The 5,485-nt window shown below is 50.0% G+C and carries 2 protein-coding genes; both read left to right on the top strand.

The window, feature by feature from the left end:
* On the top strand, positions 1–4,888 hold a 4,888-nt coding region (locus EYC87_RS19355; protein ID WP_279254347.1), incomplete at its 5' end, for an Ig-like domain-containing protein.
* 287 nt (positions 4,889–5,175) lie between these two features.
* Positions 5,176–5,485: retention module-containing protein (locus tag EYC87_RS19350; RefSeq protein ID WP_279254346.1), on the top strand; the 310-nt coding region annotated here is incomplete at its 3' end.

Genomic DNA, 5,485 nt, shown 5'->3' with positions numbered 1-5,485 from the left:
ACTGGATGATGCTTTAGTTGAGTCCACCGAGAACCTGCTGCTTAACTTGAGCAATGCGAGCAATGCCACGATCGCCGATCCGCAGGGCGTGGTGACAATTCAGGATAACGATAACCCTCCACCCGAGCCCGAGCCCGAGCCCGAGCCCGAGACACCGCCGATCGCCAATAATGATGAATTCACTACCGATGTGAACGAATCTGTGTCCGGCACGGTCTTCCCCAATGACGTTCAAACGGATGGTGATGCCTTCACTGTTACGAGTAACACTGATCCTGCCAATGGATCAGTGACGGTTAACACTGACGGTACCTTTGAATACACACCTGATGAGAACTTCAGTGGTGTAGACACCTTTACCTATACAATCTCTGATGACGATGGCAGCGATACAGCGACTGTAACAATCACCATCAACGATGCACCTGTAGTACTGGATCTTCCTGTTGAAGGTGAAGCTGGCACTGCGGTTGATGAAGCGGGTCTCCCGCCTCGCGGTGCAGAACCTGCAGGTTCGGATGAAGCGTCTGATTCTGAACAGACTTCAGGAACGTTCCTTTACACGGCGCCAGATGCGCCAGCGGCGATTACGATAGATGGTGTGGCAATCACTGTCGCGGGCCAAACCTTTACAGGTTCACATGGCACACTGACCATAGACAGCATCGCTGCCGGTGCTATCGAATACACCTACGTACTGACGGATAACACCAGTGGTGACGCCACTTCAGATACTTTCGCAGTGGTAGTCACTGATAGCGATGATGATTCGGCACCAGGCGATCTGGTGATAGACATTGTTGATGATGTGCCCCTTGCAAGTGATGAATCGAACCAAAATGTCAGCGAAGGTGCAACGGTGACCGGCGAGTTCGATTTTGTCGAAGGAGCAGATGCAGCAACAGTAACCCAGATCAATGGAACTGATCTGGAATTTGGCGTGGATGGCTTCAGCCAATCTATCGATCTTGACGATGGAGCGATAAAGGTTAAAGCCGATGGCTCTTACTCGTTCACTGCTGACAACCCAACGACAAGCCTGGTAGATCCGATTACAGGTACCTACACCGTTACTGATGGTGATGGTGACGTCTCCACCGCGAATTTCTCATTTCAGGTTGTTGATGCGAACGAGCCCAGTGGCGGCGATAGCTCAGCGCTGGTTGATGATGATGGTCTGACCGGGGGGAACCCGGCTAGTACGACTGGTGATCTGACAGTTTATCCTGGTGATAGTAATGCCGAGGAAGCTATCTTTGCCGGCACACTGGATCTTGATTTTGGTGGAGACGGCCCCGGTTCGGTTGACTTTGCCTCGTTGGATAACACGACAGCTCAAGTTGGCCAGGAAGCAGTAGATCTGACGTGGGCCGGTACCACGCTAACCGCGACTGGTCCGCGTGGCATTCTGTTTACGGTTGAGGTAACCCCCGCGACGGGTGCTTACACAGTGACGCTGTTAGACAACGTGCTGCATGCACAAGGCCCTGATGATGAACTCAATGATATTTCGGTTGACCTGACCTACACGGTAAATGATACGGACGGTCCTGCAGCGACAGGCACATTGACTGTGGGCTTTGACGATGACGCTCCGACTGCGACAGCGGTAGCCACGTCGAATGTGAATGAGGGAACAACAGTTACTGGACAGCTAGTTTTCTCGGCGGGAGCTGACGGCGCAGCGGTTACTGAGATTTTCGGCAAAGTCACTCTTGAGTTTGGAGAGGATGGCTACAGCGATGAATATGACATTGGTGACGGTGTTATTAAAGTTCAAGCAGATGGTAGCTATTCTTTCACTGCAAATAGCCCTGTAACTGAACCTGTTTTTACAGGAGCCGAATTTACTGTTACCGATGACGATGGAGACACAGCTACTGCATCTGTGAGCTTTAACGTTGTCGATGCGAATGGACCGACAGCTAACTTGACTTTAGCCGCGCTAGATGACGATGGTCTTACTGATGGTAACCCTTTGAGCACTGTTGGTGATCTTGATAGTAATGCGATCGGGGCTGATAGCAATGCGAGCGAGCGATTCTCTGAAGGTACTTTGAACTTCAGTTTTGGAAATGATGGTGCTGGTTCTGTCGACTTTGTTGCGATGGATAGTGCTGTGGGCACTATTGGCCTTGAGGATGTGGCTTACGCATACTCCGGTGGTGTACTGACGGCGACGACGACTAATGGTGATCGCATAGGTACCGATTTGTTCTCGGTGACTTTGAATGAAGACACCGGAGCTTATACGGTAGCGTTGTTGAACAACGTATTGCATGCAGGCGGCTCAAACGATGAGGCGGTCAATGCGTCTGTAGATCTGACCTACACGGTCTACGACAGCGACTCACTGCCAGGTGCAGGTGTCACAGATATATTGCGTGTAACTCTTGATGACGATGCGCCGACGGCTGTTGATGAAACTGCGGTAGCGGCTGAAGAAGCGGGTGCGAACGTGGGCGGTAATGTGCTGACGAACGATAATCAGGGCGCTGATCGTGCTGTTGAAGTGACCGGTATAAGCAGTAATTATGAGAGTGTCGTTGGTACGGTTGGCAGTGATCTGGCGGGCGAATTCGGTTCGTTGACGATATCGGCTAATGGTGATTGGACGTATGAGCCGAACGATGTTGTTGATAACGATCCAGCTGCGCAAGATGTGTTCACTTACACGATTACAGATGCTGACGGTGATACCTCGGAAGCGACGATTACGATCAATCTGAGTGATACAAAAGCGCCAGTAGCAGGTACAGGTACTGCTGCGGTTGATGACGATGGTCTGTCGGGTGGCAATGCGGCCAGCACCGCGGGTGATCTGGATGCGGATCAGGGCGACGCTGCTGCAGCGGTTCCAGATGAATCAGTGTTTATTGGTTCGCTGTCTGGGTTTGACCTGGGTGGTGATGTTCCTGTGACGATTGATCTGTCATCTAACGTAGGAGATACACTGGGTTCAGAGGCGATTACCTACGCTTGGGCTGGCAACACGCTGACGGCAAGCAGCGCCGCTCGCGGAGCCGTCTTTAAGGTTGATTTTGAGACCGACGGTAGTGGAGCGACAGGTCAGTACACAGTGACACTGCTGCAGAATGTATTGCATGTGGATGACGACGCCAATGATGAGAACGATGCCTCTGTTACTTTGGCTATTAAGGTAACGGACAGTGATGGTTCCTTTGATGACACTGGCTCACTGGCAATTACCTTCGACGACGATACGCCGGTAGCTGCCGATATAGAAGAAGATGGAAATGTAGAGGCTTACGTCACCAATCTGTCATTTATTGTCGACATATCATCGAGTATGAGTGATAACGATCTGACGCTGACTGAGAGCGCTATAGCCACTTTGATTCAGGAATATGAGCTCTTCGGTGCTGTCAATTTGAATATCGTACAATTTTACGAAGACAATACAATACTCAGTGAATGGATTTCATCTGACGGCTTTACTGTAAGCGGTTACCTAGACAGTGATCAGTCGGGTACAGATATCGAGCGAGGCTTGAGCGGAATGGTCGGCGAGTACGACGATGCGCCAATGACTGCAAACAAGGATGTCATGTATTTCTTTGGCGATGGCAATACCTATGATGACTATGAGGTTGACTTTATCGCCTATCTGCCTACTTGGTTAACTTTTCTCAACAGCGGGGCCGTCGATAGTTTTTTCGCTTACAGCGTTAATACAAGCAGTGTGTTGAGCGATATTAGCGCTCTCTCCAATTCCAATACCGCAGCAACTCCGGTAAATATTGACGATGTCGGGGATCTAGCCGAGGCTGTGAGCGGAACGGTGTCAACTCAGTTGACGGGAAATCTGTTTACAGAAGGAAGTAACCTGTCGGTTAGCTATGGTGCAGATGACGGCTATATCGACTCGATCAAAATTGGTAGTCAGTCCACAAATTATGATGCCAATAACGCAACACAGCAAATTAACCTGTCTGGCGTTGCAGCACTTGCTGGTAACACATTGTCAGTTAACTTTCTCACGGGTGACTACACTTACACGGTCGTTAACCAATTGGCGCCTTCTTTTGAACTAGAAATTGGCCTGATTGATGGCGATGGTGACAGCGCGAGCTATTTTTATGAGCTAACAATCAGTAGTACTAGCGCTCCCATTGTTCTCGATCTTGAGAACGATGGTGTGGACTATATGTCTCGCGATTCGGGTGTGGTATTCACAGATGAGGCTACTAGCCAATCGGTCTCTACAGCGTGGGTTGGCCAGGATGACGGTCTTCTTGTTATCGATGCTGATAAGTCTGGTACGGTTAACGAATCGAAGGAGTATGTGTTTACCGAGTGGAGTGATACCGCAGAGACCGATATGGAGGCGGTTGCTGAAGTATTTGATACTAATCAGGATGGCGTCCTTGATGCGAATGATGAGCGGTTTGACGAGTTCGCAGTTTGGCAAGACGCCGATTCTGACGGAGTCACTGACGCAGGCGAACTGACCTCACTGATCGAAATGGGTGTGGAGAGTATTGCTCTTGATTACACCGCTGATAGTGTGCCGGGCAATGCAGCTGATGGAGATGTAACTATCCTCGGTCAGTCTGCTGTTACGTGGAGCGATGGTAGTACCACGATCGCTGAAGACACTTCATTCGCCACCGAGGCACTTGATTTGAGAGACCTTCTCTCCAATGACGTTGCTGGCGACGACGTCTCTTCATATCTAAATGTTGTCTTTGATGGTACGGCTACAGTCATCGAAGTGAGCAACGCTGGACAGTTTACTAGCGGAGATAGCAGTGGCGGTATCGTAGATCAGACTATTACCTTAGAAGGAGTGGATCTGGTGGGCAGCGACGACCTGGCGACAACCATTCAGAATATGCTGAATAATGGTCAGTTGAATAGCGACTAATGATAAATCAGAGTAGGAGCAATCCGGCTTACAAATGATTAAATATTTTCGCTAATCAAACCCCGCTACGTTGGTAGCGGGGTTTTTTTCTGCCTGTAAATCCCCCAGTCGTACCGTTTATCCTCAAATTTGACCTTTTATCTATATTTAACTAAATGTCATTAAACCTCTAATCAACTGCCCTTTCGTACGATGCTGATAGCGTGAATTTTGCGTATTGTATGGGCAGATCATCGATAAAATTCAGTTTTTACTGTGGCCACGACGGCCATCAGAAGGAGATAACAATGGATCCTGTAGCAATCGCAACCGTAGTGGCAGTCACCGGCAACGCTTACGCAAGGAATGCAGATGGAGAGTTGCGCGAAATTCGTCCCGGCGATGTCCTCCTGGAAGGCGAAACAATCGTAACGCCCGACGGCGGCACGGTTGAACTGTCCCTTTCGGACGGCAGCCCCATGGTTGTTGACGTACCCGAACTGACTCTCACCACTGATATGGTGGCAGACCTTGCTCCCGGCGCTGATGAAAGCGCCGTTCAGGATGAATCCATAGACGCCATACTGGCGGCGTTAGAAAGCGGTGAAGATCTGGGTG

This window comes from Candidatus Seongchinamella marina, assembly GCF_026262685.1.
Classification (GTDB): domain Bacteria; phylum Pseudomonadota; class Gammaproteobacteria; order Pseudomonadales; family Halieaceae; genus Halioglobus; species Halioglobus marinus.
The sequence above is the reverse complement of the archived record's forward strand: the minus strand, read 5'-3'. Positions and strand labels throughout refer to the sequence as shown.